Origin of the sequence: Nocardia sp. NBC_00511, assembly GCF_045161165.1 — a bacterium.
Lineage (GTDB): Bacteria > Actinomycetota > Actinomycetes > Mycobacteriales > Mycobacteriaceae > Nocardia.
On the sequence record NZ_CP107849.1, the window covers coordinates 7,590,330 to 7,607,553 of the forward strand.

At 68.4% G+C, this 17,224-nt stretch carries 16 protein-coding genes; 7 read left to right on the forward strand and 9 right to left on the reverse strand.

Annotated features, from left to right (window positions below; translation table 11 throughout):
* Positions 1–176 precede the first annotated feature (176 nt).
* Positions 177–1,808 carry an MFS transporter gene (locus OG300_RS35325; RefSeq protein ID WP_405488594.1) on the forward strand — a complete coding sequence of 544 codons (1,632 nt, stop codon included), beginning with the start codon at positions 177–179 and terminating at the stop codon, positions 1,806–1,808.
* Positions 1,809–1,921: 113 nt separating this feature from the next.
* Here OG300_RS35325 and phoU read toward each other — a convergent pair whose 3' ends face one another.
* Both phoU and OG300_RS35335 read right to left on the reverse strand, forming a co-directional pair.
* The gene (gene phoU, locus OG300_RS35330; RefSeq protein ID WP_405488596.1) at positions 1,922–2,593 is read right to left on the reverse strand and encodes a phosphate signaling complex protein PhoU; all 672 of its coding nucleotides are present in this window, start codon (positions 2,591–2,593) and stop codon (positions 1,922–1,924) included.
* Between the two features lie 114 nt (positions 2,594–2,707).
* A complete protein-coding gene (locus OG300_RS35335; RefSeq protein ID WP_405488598.1) occupies positions 2,708–4,861 on the reverse strand; it encodes an LCP family protein in 2,154 nt (717 codons plus the stop codon).
* Positions 4,862–5,207: 346 nt separating this feature from the next.
* Here OG300_RS35335 and OG300_RS35340 point away from each other — a divergent pair, with 346 nt between their 5' ends.
* Positions 5,208–5,648 (forward strand): hypothetical protein, encoded by a 441-nt coding sequence (locus OG300_RS35340; protein WP_405488600.1) that lies wholly within the window; start codon positions 5,208–5,210, stop codon positions 5,646–5,648.
* Between the two features lie 8 nt (positions 5,649–5,656).
* On the opposite strand, the gene dusB is transcribed toward OG300_RS35340, so the two are convergent.
* Positions 5,657–6,805, reverse strand: coding sequence for a tRNA dihydrouridine synthase DusB (gene dusB / locus OG300_RS35345; RefSeq protein WP_405488602.1), 1,149 nt, complete (start codon positions 6,803–6,805; stop codon positions 5,657–5,659).
* Positions 6,806–7,050: 245 nt separating this feature from the next.
* Here dusB and OG300_RS35350 point away from each other — a divergent pair, with 245 nt between their 5' ends.
* The 4 genes from OG300_RS35350 to OG300_RS35365 are packed head-to-tail and all read left to right on the forward strand — an operon-like array spanning position 7,051 to position 9,553.
* Positions 7,051–8,394, forward strand: a complete 1,344-nt coding sequence (locus OG300_RS35350) for a hypothetical protein (protein WP_405488604.1) — start codon at positions 7,051–7,053, stop codon at positions 8,392–8,394.
* Complete coding sequence (locus OG300_RS35355; RefSeq protein WP_405488606.1) at positions 8,391–8,939, forward strand: hypothetical protein; 549 nt, start codon at positions 8,391–8,393, stop codon at positions 8,937–8,939. Before OG300_RS35350 ends, OG300_RS35355 begins: the two co-directional genes overlap by 4 nt.
* A 3-nt stretch (positions 8,940–8,942) precedes the next feature.
* The gene (locus tag OG300_RS35360) at positions 8,943–9,257 is read left to right on the forward strand and encodes a WXG100 family type VII secretion target (RefSeq protein WP_405488608.1); all 315 of its coding nucleotides are present in this window, start codon (positions 8,943–8,945) and stop codon (positions 9,255–9,257) included.
* Positions 9,254–9,553: a WXG100 family type VII secretion target gene (locus OG300_RS35365; protein WP_405488610.1), complete on the forward strand. Its 300-nt coding sequence runs from the start codon at positions 9,254–9,256 to the stop codon at positions 9,551–9,553. The genes OG300_RS35360 and OG300_RS35365 overlap by 4 nt, the downstream gene beginning before the upstream one ends.
* A 47-nt stretch (positions 9,554–9,600) precedes the next feature.
* On the opposite strand, the gene OG300_RS35370 is transcribed toward OG300_RS35365, so the two are convergent.
* From OG300_RS35370 to OG300_RS35395, 6 genes are all read right to left on the reverse strand, one after another.
* Positions 9,601–10,422: a hypothetical protein gene (locus OG300_RS35370; protein WP_405488612.1), complete on the reverse strand. Its 822-nt coding sequence runs from the start codon at positions 10,420–10,422 to the stop codon at positions 9,601–9,603.
* A 4-nt stretch (positions 10,423–10,426) separates the two neighbouring features.
* The gene (locus OG300_RS35375) at positions 10,427–11,290 is read right to left on the reverse strand and encodes an alpha/beta fold hydrolase (protein ID WP_405488614.1); all 864 of its coding nucleotides are present in this window, start codon (positions 11,288–11,290) and stop codon (positions 10,427–10,429) included.
* Positions 11,291–11,383: 93 nt separating this feature from the next.
* Entirely contained in the window at positions 11,384–12,940 is a 1,557-nt protein-coding gene (locus OG300_RS35380) for an Hsp70 family protein (RefSeq protein ID WP_405488615.1), read from the reverse strand.
* A gap of 79 nt (positions 12,941–13,019) precedes the next feature.
* A complete protein-coding gene (locus OG300_RS35385) occupies positions 13,020–13,649 on the reverse strand; it encodes a hypothetical protein (protein ID WP_405488617.1) in 630 nt (209 codons plus the stop codon).
* A gap of 21 nt (positions 13,650–13,670) precedes the next feature.
* Entirely contained in the window at positions 13,671–14,489 is an 819-nt protein-coding gene (locus OG300_RS35390; RefSeq protein ID WP_405488619.1) for a hypothetical protein, read from the reverse strand.
* Positions 14,490–14,498: 9 nt separating this feature from the next.
* A complete protein-coding gene (locus tag OG300_RS35395; RefSeq protein WP_405488621.1) occupies positions 14,499–16,019 on the reverse strand; it encodes a hypothetical protein in 1,521 nt (506 codons plus the stop codon).
* Positions 16,020–16,028: 9 nt separating this feature from the next.
* Here OG300_RS35395 and OG300_RS35400 point away from each other — a divergent pair, with 9 nt between their 5' ends.
* Positions 16,029–17,219 carry a hypothetical protein gene (locus OG300_RS35400; protein WP_405488623.1) on the forward strand — a complete coding sequence of 397 codons (1,191 nt, stop codon included), beginning with the start codon at positions 16,029–16,031 and terminating at the stop codon, positions 17,217–17,219.
* Positions 17,220–17,224: the final 5 nt, after the last annotated feature.

Consider the following 17,224-nt stretch of genomic DNA (forward strand, 5'->3'; position numbering starts at 1 on the left):
GGCGCTGACGACCCCTGTCTTCGGACAGGGGTCGTTCCCGTTTGTGCTGGTGGCGATGCGGTTCGCTAGCTGAATGTGTGCTGCGTCATACATACCGTGGGTGGTTGTGTGCAACCGTGGGTCACAGTTAGTCTCACCTCGAATGTAAACCGATCGGTTTAGTAAGGAGGTGTCGGATGACTGTCTCAATGGCGAGCCCGGTGTCCGATCAGGTCGCTGGACTCTCGCAACGGGCGAAGATAGCGGCGCTGATCGCCATCTGCCTCGCGGAACTGCTTGTCGTACTGGACAACACGCTCGTCAATGTCGCACTGCCGTCCATGGCGGTGCAGCTGCAGGCCGATATGAGCGGGCTGCAGTGGATCGTGGACGCGTTCACCCTCGCCTTCTCCGGGCTGCTGCTGGCCATGGGGCACCTGGGCGACCGCTACGGGCGGCGACTGTTCATGATCATCGGTCTCTCCGGAGTAGCTGTGATGTCCGCGGCCGGGGCGCTGTCCTCCGGGCTGGGGCAGGTCATCGCGGCCCGCGCTGGCATGGGCGTGTTCGCGGCCGTGGTCTTCCCCGCCACCCTCGCGCTGCTCACCAATATTTTCACCGGCAAGCGGGAGCGGGCCGCGGCCATCGCGCTGTGGACCGCCATGGCCGGTATCGCCATCGCCATCGGCCCGACGGTGGGCGGCTGGCTGCTGCAGTACTTCTCGTGGCATTCGGTGTTCTGGATCAATGTGCCGGTGGCCCTGGTGGCCGTCGCGGCGGTGCTGATGACCGTGCCGGAATCCCGTGCCGACCATGTGGCCCGGCTCGACCGGGTCGGCATCGTGCTCTCGCTGGCCGGGGTGACCGCGCTGGTGTGGTCCATCATCGAGGCGCCCAAGCACGGCTGGCTCGCGGCGGAAAGCATTGCGGGCTACCTGATCTCGGTGATCCTGCTGGTCGTTTTCGTGGCCTGGGAACTGCGGGTGGACGCACCGGTGCTCAACATGCGGCTGTTCCGCAACCGCCGCTTCGCGCTGCCGTCGCTGGCGATCACGGTGTCCTACTTCGCGGCGTTCGGCTTCCTGTTCCTGATCACCCAGTACTTCCAGGGCGTGAAGGAGCTGACCCCGCTCGAATTCGGCATCCACTCACTGCCTTTCGCGGTGGCCGTCGGCTTCGGCGCGCCGATCGCGACCATGCTGGCGCAGCGCTTCGGCACCACGGCCATGCTGGTCTCGGGGCTGCTGATCCTCGCGGTGGCCATGTACATCGCGGGTCAGGCGACGGTCGAAACCCCTTACGTGGGGCCGATCGTGGTGTCGATGATCCTGATGGGCCTGGGGTTCGCGGTGGTTCAGGGTCCGGCGACCGAATCCATCATGGGCTCGGTGCCTTTGAACGAGGCGGGCGCCGGATCGGCGGTCAACGACACCACTCGTGAGGTGGGCGGCGCGCTCGGGGTGGCGGTGCTCGGGTCGGTCATGACCTCCACCTACACCAGTCATATCGGCGCCCGGATTCAGTCCGTGCCCGCGCAGATCATGAATCCGCAGCAGAAGGAGCTGGCGAGCAATACGCCCATCAGCGTGCTGGAGATCGTGAAGGCGCCGGTGAATCCGATTCTGGCGCAGGCGAAGATCGATCTGATCCAGGCCATGAAGGTCGCCGCCATGCAGGGCTCGCACACCGCGTCGTTCATCGCGGTCGGCGCGCTGGTGGTCTGTTCGCTGGTGGTCGCGCTCGCGCTGCCGTGGCGCGCCGAACAGGGGCGTTCGACCCTGCTGGCGTGGCGTGAAAAGGAGCCTGCCGCAACCGATTCGCCGGACTGAAACATGGTCCAGCCCTGATACGAGACGGTGCCGGTCCGCTGGGCGGACCGGCACCTGCGTGTCTCAGATGAGCGAAGTCGGTTCTCGCGTATGGGGTTTGCGGCCCCGGGGGATCAGAGAGATTCCTTCTCCGAATCCGGGTCGGGCGGCAGCACACCGGTGACCAGGAAGATCACCCGGCGGCCGATCTCCACCGCGTGGTCGGCGAAACGCTCGTAGTAGCGGCCCAGCAGGGCCACGTCCACGGCCGCGGGCACGCCGAACTGCCAGTCGCGGTCCATGATCAGCGTGAACAGGTGCTTGCGCAGGTCGTCCATCGCCTCGTCGTCGTCGGTGAGCTTGGCGGCCCGCTCGGGATCGCGGGACTCCAGCACCTCCTTGGCGGTGGCGCCCATCTTGACCGCGATGCGACCCATCTCGGCGAAGTAGCTGTTGACGGCTTCCGGCACGGCGTGGCTCGGGAACCGGCGGCGGGTCATCTTCGCGACATGCAGCGACAGCACACCCATGCGGTTCACATCGGCGACGATCTGGATGGCGCTGACCACCTGCCGCAAATCTCCGGCCACCGGGGCCTGCAGCGCCAGCAGCGCGAAGGCCTTCTCCTCGGCCAGCTGGATCATCTCGGCGATGCGGTCGTACTCGCTGATCACCTGTTCCGCGAGCTCGAGATCGGCGGTGAGCAGCGAGTTGGTGGCCCGCTCCATCGCCGAACCCGCCAGCCCGGCCATGCCGCCGAGTAGATCGGCCAGCTCAGCCATTTGTTCGTTGTAGATGACACGCATGAGTCAAGACACTAGTGTGCACCGCTGACCAAGTCACGAACTGCGGGTGAATCATCGGTGCCGGTCGGTCGTGGCAACGTCACCGCAGGCAGGGGCGTCACCGAGAGTCGACGGTCACTTGCACAGATCGTCGGCCGCGTTCACGTGTTCCAGGTCCGACGGCAGTGCGACCGGTGCGGCGCTGGGCCCGCCGGAGTCGGTCGGCATGTCGGGCAGGGGCTGCCCGAAGGCGGTGGGGGTGCGCACGACGCCGGTGTAGTCGGTGCCCGCGACCACCTCGATGATGCTGCCGAGCCCGCTCGCGGGTTCGAGGATGGCGCCGGGGACGGAACTGGCGACCGTGCTCGCGTCGGCTTCGTGGCCGGGGGAGTAGCGCACCTTGGTCTTGGGTGAGGTGCCGTCGGCGTAGTTGCCGGTGCTGTAGATCTGGAAGCCCTGATTGGCCAGTTTGGTGGCGGCCGCTCCGGCGGTGCCCGCCAGCCCGGAACCGTTGGACACCTGCACCGAGACGGTGCTCGGGTCGACGGCGGTCAGCTTGGGTTTGGCGGGCGCGGCGGTGGTGCTGGGGGCGGGGGTGTCGTCCTTCTTCTCGCCGGGTAGCGGTTGATCGTCGATGACGGCGCGGAAGATGGCCTTGATATCGGATTCGCGCGGGATCTCATTGCCGTAGGAGGTGGTGCCCGCGGTTGGGACGGTCAGGAAGGTGATTTTCCCGGATTCCATCTTCTGCATCGAACGGCCAAGTGTCAGTAGATCTTTGGTGCTGACATTGTCCATGAACGAGTGCTTGGCGAAGGCGTCGATGAAGCCGTTGAGCTTGCCCGGATCCATCAGCACCTTGTTCGACAGCGCGCTGCGCAGCAGGGACGACAGGAAGCGCTGCTGGCGGTTGATGCGGTCGTAGTCGCTGCGTTCCTCGCCGTAGACGTGGCGGGCGCGCACGTAGTTCAGTGCGGTCGCGCCGTCCACGACCTGCTTGCCCGGGGTGGTGAGCACGGTGCCGAGGATCTCGTCGACCAGCGGTTTGGTGGTGCAGACCTCGACGCCGCCGACCACGTCGACCATCGATTCGAAGCCGGAGAAGTCGATGCCGACGAAGTGGTTGATCTTGAGGCCGGACAGTTTGGTGATCACCTTGGTCAGGCATTTCGGGCCGCCGAGCGCGTAGGTGGCGTTGAGTTTGTCGCCCAGGGCGGCCGGGAAGGTCTGACCGGTGTAGGCGGCCTTGTCGTTGTCCCAGCCCTCGCAGGCCGGGCGGGAGACGTCCAGGTCGCGGGGGAAGGACACGGCGACCACGCGGGCCCGGTTGGCGGGAATGTTGACCAGCATGACGGTGTCGGAGCGCGCGCCCTCGGCGTCGTCGACGCTGCCCGCGCCGAGGCTGGCGTTGGCGCCCGCACGGGTGTCGGTGCCGACGATCAGGTAGTTCTCGTCGCCGAGCTGGCCGCCGGCGTCGACCACGTCCTGCGGGTTGTCGTCGAGGGCGACGACGTGTTGCAGGGCATTGTCCTTGGTGCGCTGATAGTTCCAGCCGCTGCCGGTGATGATCAACGCGACGATCGCGAACACCGCGAGCGCGGCGCGTCCGGCGAGGCGCGCGCGGCGTGCCCGCCTGCGCTGTCCGGGGGATTGATATCTGCCGGGTTCGGTGCCGACGGCGGCGGGCAGCGCGGTGGTCGGATAGTCGGCCGGGGACTTCACCTTTCGCGCGAGCAGCGCCTTGGTGCGCTCGGCGAGCGGGGGCGGCGTGGTCGCCGCGGTGACCGGGGGTAGCTCCTCGGTGACGGGGTCGGCGGTCGGATCGACGCGGGGTTCGGGGGCCGGGCGGGTCGCGCTCGCCGGGACGGTGGCGGGCTCGATGGCGGAGCCGTTGGCCGAATTGCCTTGTGGGGCACGGGGGCTGGCGATGCGACGCAGGTGGCTGGTATCGCGGACGGTCCGCTGGGAGCCGGTGCCGGGCGCGGTGGCGGGCTGGGATCCGGTGGACGGCTGGGATCCGGGGGCGGCCAGGGGTACTGCGGCGGGTCCCGGTTCGGCCGGTTGCTCGCCACCGGTGGTTTCGGTGGGCCGGGGCCGGGTAATGCGTTCACTGTCCACGCGATCGACCAGGTCCTGCACGGTGATCGGGGCGGAGCCGGTGTCGGGGGCGTCGGTGTGCCGGGCGCGGCGACCGGTTCGAGACTGGTCAGTCTCCTCGTCGGTGGCGTAGCGCTCCCAGGGGGCGGGACCTCCGGGCCGCGGCGTGCGTCCGTACCGATCGTCACCCACCAACGGACCTCACTTTGCTCTTGATGTCGCTCGCCATGATAACGATTTCGCCACGGTCAACCACTCGAACATCTGTCCGATTCGGGCTGAATCGGGTTTGCCGACCGGCCACCGGCGGTCTGCACATCCTGCACCCGGGCGCCGCGCAAAGTTTGCCAGGGTCCACCTACCGAATCCGGGAGCTGCGCCGCACTTCACCGGATCGAGTTCGAAGCGCCACCCGCCCGCGACTGGTCTTCTGAAACACGTTTCAGTGCAACTGCCAGGCCGTTAGCGTTCCGCATCACGGCGCGAGATCAGCAGCGCCAGGGAGCGAGCGCTGCTCGCGGTAGGAGATAGATCACGTATGACCATCACCTCGATGGCACGCCTCGGCCTGGGCGCCGCCGTCCTCGCTGCGGCAGGCAACCTCGTCCTCACCACCACCTCCGCCTCGGCCGCCGTTGTGCAGATAACCATCGCCAATGTCAGTAAGGGTTACGACATCGGCATGACCGATGGTGCGTTCGGGATCATTGCCCGGGTCGACAATTCGGACCCGGTTACGATGTCCGACAACGGAACTCCGATGGTGGGGTCTCCCATGACGCCGACCGCCGCCTACTGCTCCGTAGCGGGAGAATTATGTGTCAGCGGCCTGTCCGATGCCAGCAAGGGCATACACCATGTCGTGCTGACACAGGATGGCAAGCAGTTCGCGGCGACCTATTTCATTCCCGGCGTGCTGCCGGGCAGCGGCATGTATCCCACGCCGATCGCTCTGCCCAGCGGGAGCAGCGGTAGCTGATTCGCGGTCTATCCGCCCGAGTGCATGACGTCGGCGGCGGCGGGGACGGTGGCGTCCTCGGGGTCGTCGAGCCAGCCGTCCGGGAGGGCGACCTTCGTCTGCGGGGAGCCCTGTCGGCCGCGCGGGCCGAGGGCGTCCTCCGGGAACGGCACGTCCGGGTCGAGTTGTCCGACCAGGTCGGCGATCTGGGCGAGGCTGGAGACGGTGGCGAACTTGCGGCGCAGTGCGGATCCGACCGGGAAGCCCATCAGGTACCAGGCCATGTGCTTGCGAATGTCGCGCATGGCCTTGTCTTCGCCGTCGTGGTCGACGAGTAGCGCGGCGTGCCGGTGCAGGATCTCGCCGACCTTGCCGAGCGTGGGACCGACCGGGATCGGTTCCCCGCGCAGGGCGGCGCTGAGTTCGGCGAACAGCCACGGCCGTCCGAGGCAGCCGCGCCCGACAACGACTCCGTCGCAACCGGTTTCGGCCATCATGCGCAGCGCGTCGTCGGCGGAGAAGATGTCACCGTTGCCGAGCACCGGAATGGTGGTGACGGTTTCCTTCAGTCGCGTGATGGCCGACCAGTCCGCCTGCCCGGAGTAGAGCTGGGCCGCGGTGCGGGCGTGCAGCGAAACCGCTTTGGCCCCTTCGGCTTCCGCGATCCGTCCGGTATCGAGGTAGGTGTGGTGCTCGTCGTCGATCCCGATCCGGAATTTGAACGTGACCGGCACGTCCCCCGCCGCCGACACCATCTCGCGCACGATCTCCGCGAACAGCCGCCGCTTGTACGGCAGCGCCGACCCGCCCCCGAGTCGCGTCACCTTCCGGACCGGGCAGCCCAGGTTCATGTCGATGTGGTCGGCCCACCCCTCGCCGACAATGATCCGCACGGCCTCACCGAGCGTCTTCGGGTCGACCCCGTACAGCTGCATGGACCGAGGCGATTCGTCCGGCCCGAACGCCATCATGTTGAGCGTCTTCTCATTGCGCTCGACAATGGCCCGCGCCGTGATCATCTCGCACACATAGATCGAGGTATCACTACCGAACTCCCGGCACAGCGTCCGGAAAGCCACATTGGTGATCCCCGCCATCGGCGCCAGCACCACCGGCGGATCGACCGGGTACGGTCCGATCCGCAACGGGTTGGCAGGGGCTTCGATCGAGGCGGTCACGCCCTCCAGTCTCTCACCCGCGCCCCGCTCTCCAGAGCCGCGTACCCGCCCGGGTGCCGCCGGTCACAGCCCACCCCGAGCTGTGGCGCGAACCTGGTTCGGTTCCCACCGGTCGCGTAGGCTGCGCCCTCGTGACTGAAGTGGGGGGAAGTCCGGGGCCGTCCGCCGTCCCGGAAAACTTGGTGGCCGACGCGTATTCGATGGGCGCGGAACCGAATTCGGCGATGTCCGGCAGGTGCTGACGCATGGTGGATGTGGATCCGCAGGTGTTCTACGACGCCAGTAAGGCCTGCTACGAACTGGCCGACGATCTGGCCGGCGCCCGGGGTGTGCTGGTCATGGCACTGGCGAACAAGGACACCGGTGGCATGGCGGGCAGTGATGACGCGAGCGCGCCGTGGGCGGTGAACTACGACCAGCGCGCTACGGATACCGTCGCGCTGGCTCAGCAGATCGGTGCGGCGCTGAGCCATGTCGCGGGCCTGCTGCAGTGGGGCGGCTACAACCACGCGTATGCCAATTGGAAGGCTGACACCGCCGCGAACAAGGGCGACGCTCCCAAGGAGCCGCCGCAGCTGATCGATGTCGGCAACGACGTCGCCGAGATGGTTCCGCCGTCGGCGCACGACAACGGGACCGGCGTGATCACCACGATCGCGAATCTGGTTTCCAAGATCGGTGTGAAGGTGCCGAACGGCGACACCGACAAATTGGGCGATGCGGCCGCCGCGTGGGATGCGTACGTCAAAGACAAGCGTGTTTCCGGTGCGGTCGACAGATTGAAGGGACTCGACGAGAAGTTCGCCGCCATGTCCAGTCCGGAAATCGGTGATATCGAGATCCACTTTCGGGCACTTCAGTCCGGTGTCAATGATTTGACGACCGGTGCGAGTGGAATCGCGCAACTGTGCAAGGACTACAAGTCCGCACTCGACGACCTGCGCAGCGAAATCTGCAAGAGCGTCGCGGAATTCGTTGCCCTGATCGCCGGAACTCAGATCGTGGCGGCCGCCGTGACCTTCTTCACCGCGGGTGCGGCCGCCGCTGCGGACGCCGGTGCCACCGAGGCCGAAGTCGAGTCGGCCGCCGCCACCGTCACCAGGCTGGTCAAGGACAGTCGATTGGTCCGGCTCGTGCTGCCGAAGGGCGCCAAGGAGGTCGAGGACCTGACCCGGGCCGAGACCGACATGCGCAAGCTGGGTGGCCTCAGACCGTACAAGGCCGAGGAAACCGAAGGTGCGGGCCTGGGCAATACCTCTTCGCTCCCGTCCTCGTTCTCCCGCTCGGATCTGCAGCAGGTCGAACAGCACCTGGGCAAGCTCGATCATTTCGATGCCAATGACGCGATGATCGAACGCATCGGGGAGGCCATCGATCAGGGCAAGCCGTTGACCGAGAGCCAGCAGAATTTCATGAATCATGAACTGACCGAAGCCAAATTGATGGACAAGGGAATGCCCTATGAGGACGCGCACGAGCTCGCACTCGAGACTCACCCGCCGGGGCAGAACTACGACCCGGACGTGATCGACAAGTACCCTGAATTCGGTCCCTGGTGGCGAAAGATGAACGGATTACCTCCACGATGATCATCGAAATCGAGCAGTACGGGGCGGTCGCTGTCGAACCGGGTGACGACGCCGCGGCGGATTATGTTGCGGCGCAGCAGCTCACCGCGTCCGAGGCTGCCACGGGCGCGACCGACCGGCCCCAGGACGTGCGGGTCCTCGTCGAGGTGCAGCGCCGTCTGGGTGGAATCGCGCCTCGGGCTCTACTGGGTGGTCGGTTCGTCACCGGGCCCGGCGATACGACGCGGATCGCCGTGGCGATCGCGGGTTTCGACGCCCTCGGTGGAGACGGGCAGCCCACCTGCGACAGCCGCCTGTGGCGTCGGCCTTTCACCTCGGGCCTGCCCAGTGATTTCGGGGGCGCGGTGCTGGAGTCGCTGACCAAGGCGACCGATGCGGGCCTGCCCGCCGGTACCTTGACCGTCGACCGGGCGGGCTTCGATGAAATCAATTCATCCGAGGTGATTTTCGCGCAGGCGGCCGCCTTCCTGCGGCTGAGTATCGCGGCCCTGCTCGATGGCCGAGATCCGGAGCCGCTGCTCCGGAGTGCGATCGAAGGCTGGTGACAGATGAGTGACGAGGAGAATTCGGGAAGCTTGTTCGTCGTCCCCGAAGACGTGCAGGGCCTGGGCAGGTTCGCACTCGATCTGGTCGGGACGCTGCGTTCGGCGCTGGAATCCGCAGGGCGCGAGGTCGATTCGCTCAGGTGGACGGGAACCGCAGCCACGTCGTTCGGCACCGGCTGGGACGAGTGCTTCGAAGGTGGTCAGAGCATCATCGACGCACTGACCACGGTGGCGGGCCAGCTCGGCGTAGCCGCCGACACCTACACCGGCCAGGATCTGTTGTCCGCGGACCGTTTCACGAACCTGGATCTGACGTGACCGACAGATACTCGGTGGATCTCACCGAACTGGACGAGATCGTGACGCGCCTGTCGAATCTCGCGAAATTCTTGGCGGACCAGTTCACCACTCTCGATCAGAAGGTCACCGCGCTGCGGGCGAGCGGCTGGGACAGCTCGGGCGCCACCGCGTACGAGAACGCGCATCGCCAATGGCTCGCCGGGGCACAGGAATTCGCGCAGGGTGTCACCGATATGAGCACTGCCGCGCAGGCCGCCCACGGCCACTACACCGCGGCGATCGGGGCGAATACCCGGATGTTCGGCGGCAGCTGAACCTGTTCGGCCCGAACCGAATCGCGCGTGGCGACTGATCCTGCCGGTCAGAGCACGCGCAGTCCGCGCTGGCGGACGTAGGCGACGGCGATGACGGTGCCGAGCAGCCACACCCCGAGCCCCACGCCGAGGTGGATGAGGGCGCGGGTGTCGGCGGGCATGCTGCGGCCGAGGTGGAAGCCGAGGATGGCGCGTTGGGTGCCGTCGATGGGGGCTACGAAGTAGTAGAGGGCGTAGGGGAGGGTCAGGTGGGTGATCCAGGGGAGGGTGCTGCGCCAGTCGCGGCGTTCGGCCCAGCGGGTGCCGAGGGCGCGGGGGCGGACGGCCAGTAGGACCGAGACGATATTGCCGACGCCGAGCCAGGCCAGGATGGGCAGGGCGACGTCGGCGACGGTGACGCCGACGCGTTCCATGCCGCGGGCGCCGGTCCAGAGGGTGAGGGCGGCGGTGGCGAGCAGGGTGGGGACGCCGACGATGATCAGCAGGGCCAGGTTCTTGACCAGCAGGATACGGCGGACCGACAGGTTCTCGGCCAGGCTCAGGCCGACCCGATCGCAGTCGACGCCAAGCACATTGGTGGTGGTGACGTCGGCGAGGACGAAGGTCGCGAAGTAGACGCCGACCAGCACCACCCAGCCGTGCCGGTGCAGGGTGAGCGGGAAGATCAGCAGGTACAGCCCGGACAGCACCACGTTGGCGGCGATGCCTTCCAGCCACAGCGCGGGTCGGGTGAACGACCAGCGGACTTCGCTGAGGGCCTGCCACCAGAGCGGACGGTCCGGTGCGATGGGCCGGGGTGATTCGGGTCGGCGCTCGGTGTGGAACTGGCTGAGCGCGCGTTCGCGCACGGTCACCAGGGTGCCGCGCATCGGTTCACTCCAACGACTCGACAAATTCGCCTATCCGGGCGGCCACGACGTCGGGCCGGCGTCGCGGGAGGTGGTGACCACCCTCGCTGATCAGTTCGACTCGGGCGCAGGGCAACTGATCGGACAGAGCGTGGGCGGTCGAGATCGGCACGACCTTATCGGCCGGGTCGGCGAGGATCAAGGTGGGCGCGGCGATCTCCGGCAGCCGCGCGGTCCACTGTTCGAGGCCGTGGAACAGTTCGCGCTGTTCGATCAGGAAACTGCGCCAGACCTGGCCGTGCCGGTGGTGGACACCGGCCAGCATGTGCCAGGCGGCCGGGACCGCAGTCCGGGAAGGGTTGCGATCCAGGCCTTTCCGGGCCAGCCAGGGCAGCAGTGACCAGGCCGTCACGGACAGTGCGGGGCCGGCGATCGGCGCGGCCAGCAGTTCGTCGAAGGGGGTGAGGCAGCCGGGGCCGACGCTGGCGATGAGCACCAGGCCGCGCACCCGTTCGGGGGCGAGGGCGGCGGCGGCCAGTGCGACGATGCCGCCGTAGGAGTGACCGACCAGAACGGCACGGTCGATGCCGTCGCGGTCGAGCCGGTCGAGCAGCCAGCGCGCGTTGGCCTCGATGGATCCGGCGGGGGTCTGATTGTCGCCGTAGCCGGGGCGGTCGAGCGCGTGGACGGTGAGCGTCTCCGGCAGCTGTGCGACGACCTCGTCCCAGTCGGCGCGGTCGCCCGGCTGACCGTGCAGCAGCACCACATTCGCCGTGCTCACGGCACGACTCGACGCGCCGCCCCGCCGGGCGACCCAGCGGTGTTGGCGGCGGGGAAACGGTGTCGGCGTGTCGGCCGGACCATCGGGAACCCGCATTTCGAGGCTCATGTACTCATGGTCGGGGGTGGTGGCGCAAGCTGGCTGGGCGGGAGCCGACAAGTTCCTGTGAGTCGGGCGGTCCGCAGTCCGGGGCGGGTGTGGCTATCGGGATCCGTGCGACGAACCGGACAGGTTGTGGGCGCCGTTGACGGGGGCGGCGGCGGTCCGGCCGACCGGCGGTGTCGAGGAGTGGCCCAATTCGACTGCGGCGATACCGCCGCCGAGCAGGACAGCGGCGGCCGCGACGCCGGAGATCAGCTTCGCGAAGCTGCGTTTGCCGGGGGCAGGGGACGCGGGCTCAGCAAACTCGGCGGCGTGGCGGGCCGCGGCACGCTGGCGGCCGGGTCCCGATCGGTGGGCGCTCCGCTCGGATCGAATCGCGTTCGATTCGGATCGTTGCGCGTTCGAGTCGGATCGGGCCGCGTCGGCCTCGGTTGCTTCCGGCGCGGCGAATCGCGGCCGATTGCGCGGAATCGGTTGCCCGCCTTCGGATATGCGCTGGCGTGGGATCTGGCGTCGCTCACCCGGGGTGCGCTGCACCGGTCGCAGGACGCGGGTGGCGGGTACCTCGTCGGAGGATTCGCGGGTGGAGGGGCGACGTGGGCCGCGCGTGGTGCGGGCGGCGATGAGGGCCGCACCGCGGACCACGACGGATCCCGGCTCCGCGCTGGTGACGATCGGGAGCGGGACAGCGGTCGAGAGCTGTTCCGCCAGTGCGGGAATCGCGGACGCGCCGCCGATCAGTACGACAGCGTCGATGTGGGAGCCGCGCTGCTGCGCGGTGTGCGCGGTCTCGGCGACACGGTAGGCGAGCCGCCGCACCGGGTCGGCGATGAGCGCCTCCAGTTCGGAGCGCACCAGGCGCTGACGGTCCTCGATACCGGGCAGAGACACTCCGATGATCGCCGAAACATCCTGGGACAGGCGCTCCTTGGCGGTCCGGATCTGGTTGCGCAGGGCACGGATGCCGGGCCAGTTGATGCGGTTGGCGGGATCGAAACGCGGATGCGCCGCCACGGTCTGGGAGATCACGTGGTCGAGCAGCAGGGAGTCGACCAGGGTGCCGCTGAAATCCGTTGAACGGGTCGGTTTTTCGACGCGAATCCGGCCTTCCGGGTTCGAGCTCACCACGGCCAGGTCGGTGTGGGCGGTGCCGACATCGCACAGCAATACGGTGGCCTGCGGCCTGATATGCCCGTCTACGGTCAGCGCCACGTAGGCGGCTTCCGCTTCCTGAACCAGTGTGGGTGCGCCGGTTTCGCGGGCGAGCTCCGACTCGAGTGCTCGTACCGGGTAGCCGGTCCACACCGACGGATACGCGATCACTGTCGAGATCGGTTGGGCAGCAGCGGGTCCCGCCAACCTGTCCCGCACAATGCAGCGGACGGCCATGGCGACCAGTTCCGCCCCCGTGCGTCCGGAATGTTCGGTGAGTACCGGGACCGGGTCGCCGACCCGGTTGGTGAAGTCCCGGAATACGCTGCCGGACGCTGCTTTCGCGCGCTGGGTGGCGCGGTCGCCGAACACCGGCTGACCGCCGGGCGCGACATGGAGTACGGCGGGTTCGCGCACCACTTGCCCGCGTCGGCTCGACCCGGATTCCTCCAATACGGAGGCGAAGGATTCCGCGCCGATCCCGATGCCCAATGCCCGCGTCATCTCTTACTCCCGTTCACCGGCCAGACCCGGCCTTCCACAGCTCAGCGGCCGCGTCGGCAGCCGAATTCGGGTTCCGATCCTAACTCCGGCGGCAGCCTCGAAACCGGTTGTGCGCTGCACGTTTCCTGTGTGATGGCTGAGTGCCAGCCGCGTGTCGCCGGTGACACGACCGTGCGCCGTTTCCTCCGGCAATCGCACAGTCCGCTCCCCACTTATTGCCAGAATCCGCTCCTAGCGTCAGTGCCATTCGACGGCGATCCCACGCCGCCCGGTGTGAATGGACACAGACATGACGATCGAAATCGGGTTGAACGAGCCAGCCCTCCCCGGCCCCGCGAACCTGGACCTCCACCAGTCCGCCGAGACCTCGTTCACCGAGCACACTGTCTCCGAATCCGAGACCAGCGCCGTCACCGGCGAGGCCACCCACTTCGCGAGCACCACCATCGACCAGACCCAGCAGTCCCTCGACCACTACGTGCAGTTCGCAGACGGCGTCGAACACGGCCAGGCCGTGGATGCCGCACAGAGTTTCGACGCCGGTCAGAGCTCCGAATTCGTACAGGGCGTGCACTTCTCGCAAGGCAGTGAGTTCGGGCAGGGTTCCGAGTTCGGGCAGGGCACGAGCTTCAGCGAGACGGTCGGCCAGACCCGCGAGCCCGGCGCACACCGCCACCAAATCCCCGGCGAGCACCACGGTTTCGGTCACCAGTCGTTCGGCTCGGGCGAATCATTCGGTGAGAACCCCGAATTCGGTGATCAGTCCGGCTTCGCCACCGACAGCTCGTTCAGCGAGGCCTCTTTCACCGATGACCACACCGACCTCGCCACCCACGACTCTTTCGACGACTTCGAGGCCCAGAGCTCCGACTACTCCACCGACAGCTCGTTCAGCGAGTCCTCCTTCACCGACGACCGCTCCGACTTCAGCGCCCACGAGTCCTTCGGTGAGAGCGCAGCCTTCGGTTCGAGCTCCGATTTCGGCCGTCACGAATCCTTCGGTGACCGAGCCGGTTTCGGCAACCACACCGCCTTCGGCGAGCAAGACGGCTTCCGCGAGCACGCCGGGTTCGGTGAGCGCGAAGGTTTCAGCGAGCGCGGGGGCCTCGATGGCCGTGCGGGTTTCGGCGAGCGCGGAGCTTTCGGTGAGCATGCGGAATTCGGTGAGGGTGCCGGTTTCGGTGAGCGGGGAGCTTTCGGTGAGCGCGGCGGTTTCGAGAACCGCGCCGACTTCCGCTCCGGCGAGCACGGTAACCCCGCCCTCCCGCACCGCGAGAGCCCGAATCACCCCGAACACGGTGAACCTCCGCACAACCCGTACGGCGCCCACCGCGGCCCGGATGATCACAACGGCCGCGGCGGCGAACCCTGGAACCAGAACGGCCGCGACCACGGCCAGCCCCGCAACCCCGAACACGGCGGCGACCACGGCCGCCCGGGAGGCAACGACCACTTCAACCCTGGTGGCCTGAACCGCAGTGACCACGGCGGCAACGACCACCGCAATCCCGGCGGCCCGGATCGCGGTGACCACGGTGGGCCGCGGCACGAAGGCGGCTCAGGTCCCCGAGGCGGCGACCATTTCAATCCCGGCGGCCCCGATCGCGGCGGTGATCACGGTCGACCAGGCGGAGAACACGGCAACCCCGGTGGCGATCACCGGAATCCGGGTGGCCCCGGTCGTGGCGATCATGGCGGCCCGCAGCATGGTGGCGACCGTGGTCCCCAGGGTGGCGACCACCGTAATCCCGGTGGTCCGGAGCGGGGCGGTGCGCACAACGGCCCGGGGGGCGATCGCAATCCGGGTGGACCCGACCGTGGAGATCACGGTGGTGTGCAGCACGGCGGCGACCACGATGGCCCGCAGCGCGGTGTTGGCGAAGGATCCCGGGGTGACCATCGCAATCCCGGAGGTTCGGAACACGGTGGTGCGCACGGTAACCCGGGTGGCGATCATCGCAACCCCGGCGGACCGGATCGTGGGGATCACGGTGGCGCGCAGCATGATGGCGGACGTGGCCCATCCAACGGCGGTGATCACCGGAATCCCGGTGGGCCGGACCGTGGTGGCGATCACGGGAACCCAGGCGGTCCTCAGCACGGTGGCCCTCACACCGGTCCCAGTGGTGGGCAGCGCAACCCGGGTGGCCCGGACCATGGTGGTTCGCACGGTCAACCCGGTGGCTCGGAGCATGGTGGTTCCGGTGGAGATCACGGGAATCCCGGTGGCGTCGGGCGTGGTGGATCGGAAGGCGGTCAGCGCGGTCCCGGCGGGTCGGAGCATGGTGGAGCCAACGGGAATTCGGGTGCCGGGGGACACGTCGGGGCCGGTAATGGTCATGGCGGGCAAGGTGTCGGCGGCGACAACGGGCATGGCGGCGGAAATGTTCACGGTGGCGCGGGCGCGTCCGGTGGGCTCGGGGCGCATGGCGGAGTCGGGGCTCATGGTGGGGCTGGTGCCCAAGGCGGCGTCGGTGTTCACGGTGGGGCCGGTTCCCAGGGTGGCGTCGGCGTCCATGGTGGTACGGGAGTTGGGGAGCGCGGCGGGAATTCGGGTGGTGCGCAGCATGGGCAGGATGGGGGTGCTCGGGGGGATGGGGCGTCCGGGGAGAGGAATGGAGCCGGTGGTGAGGATGGGCAGGGGCGGCCCGGGTTCTCGGGGAATGCGGGTGCTTCCGGCGGTGGGCTCGGTGGTGAGCATGGTGTGAGCGCTGGTGTCGGAGTGGGCGCTGCGGCGAATGCCGGTTTGGGACAGTCTGTTTCGGTCGGCCAGCAGGGCGCTTCGGGGCAAGGGGCGTTCGGTCAGGGTGGGGCGGCCAATGGGGGTGGCTCGTTCGGGCAGGGATCGGTGGGGCAGGTCAGCACTGTCGGTCAGGTGAGTTCGGCTGGGCAGGGTGGAGCGTTCGGGCAGGGCGGGGCGGCCGGGCAGGGGGCTTCGTTCGGGCAGGTCGGGTCCAGTGGGCAGGCTGGGGCGTTCGGGCAGGTGGGGTCGCAGGGGACGGCTGGGGTTTCGGGGCAGGGGGCTGCGTTCGGGCAGGCGGGGGCGAGCGGGCAGTCTGTGAATGCTGTTGGGGCGCACAGTGCTCCGGTGTCGGCGAGTGCGGTGGCCGCGCCGTCGGTGGCGGCGGTGCAGCCGGTGGCGGCTACTCCGGCTTCGGCGCTGGTGCATACGGATATCGCGAATCAGCCGATTACCAGCACGGTCGGGCAGGCTGCCGAGCAGACTTCGGGAGTGACCTCGTTGACCGGGGCGTCGGGGCATGCGGCGCTCGCGCCGACGGCTGATCTGGGTGCGGCGTCACCGTCGCTGGGTGCGAGTACGGCGGGGACCGCCGCACATCCGGTGGCTGAGCCGTCCGGGGCCACGCTCGGTGCGACCACTGCGGTCGGTGGGGCCGGGCTCGGCGCGACTTCGGTTGTGGGCGGAGCCGGTTCGATCGGGGTTGCGCAGGCTCCCGGCGCGTCCATCCCGACCGGGACTCCGGGGGCTTCGATCCCGACCGGGACCCCGGGGGCTTCCATCCCTGCCGGGACTCCGGGGGCTTCCATCCCGGCGACCACGGCTGCCACCACGCCTGCCGCCACCGAACCCCATGGTGCGGTGACGACTCCGGCCGCGACTCCGGCCCCGGCCACTTCGCCGACCGCCGCCCACGCCCCGGCGGCACCCACCGCCGCTCCGGCACCGACGGCGGCCCCGAGCGGTGCCCCGGTGGGGACTGCCCCGCAGGCGGATAACGGTGGTGCCTCGGCTTCGGCTGCGCCGCACGCGGATACGGGAGCCGCGGCCGCTCCGGCCCCGGCACCTTCGACGGCTCCGACCGGTACTGACGCGCACTCCGCACCCGCGACGGCCGCACCCTCGGCCGATCTGGGTACCGGTGCCAACACCGCGCACACCTCGGATGTGAGCGCGCTGCTGTCGAGTGGTGCTTCGGCTCCGGCCGCTACTCCGGCCGCGCCGGTGGCGGATTCGTCGCACGCGGCGACGGGTGCGGATGCGGGGACGGTGGCGGCTGCTGCGCCGCAACCGGTTTCGGCTCCGGCTCCAGTGGCGAGCACGGTGGCGAGTGTGGATCACGCGACGGTCGCACCGGTGAGCACACCGGATGTCTCGCATGCCACCGATGTGACGGCGGGAACGTCGACCACGCCCGACCACACCGGTCTCTCGGATGCGGGCACCTCGTTGTCGACCGGTCTCACCTCGGACGACGGTGGCGCGCTCACGCACACCGGCACCGATTCGCACGTCGCGACCACCGACATCCACCACTGAGCCAC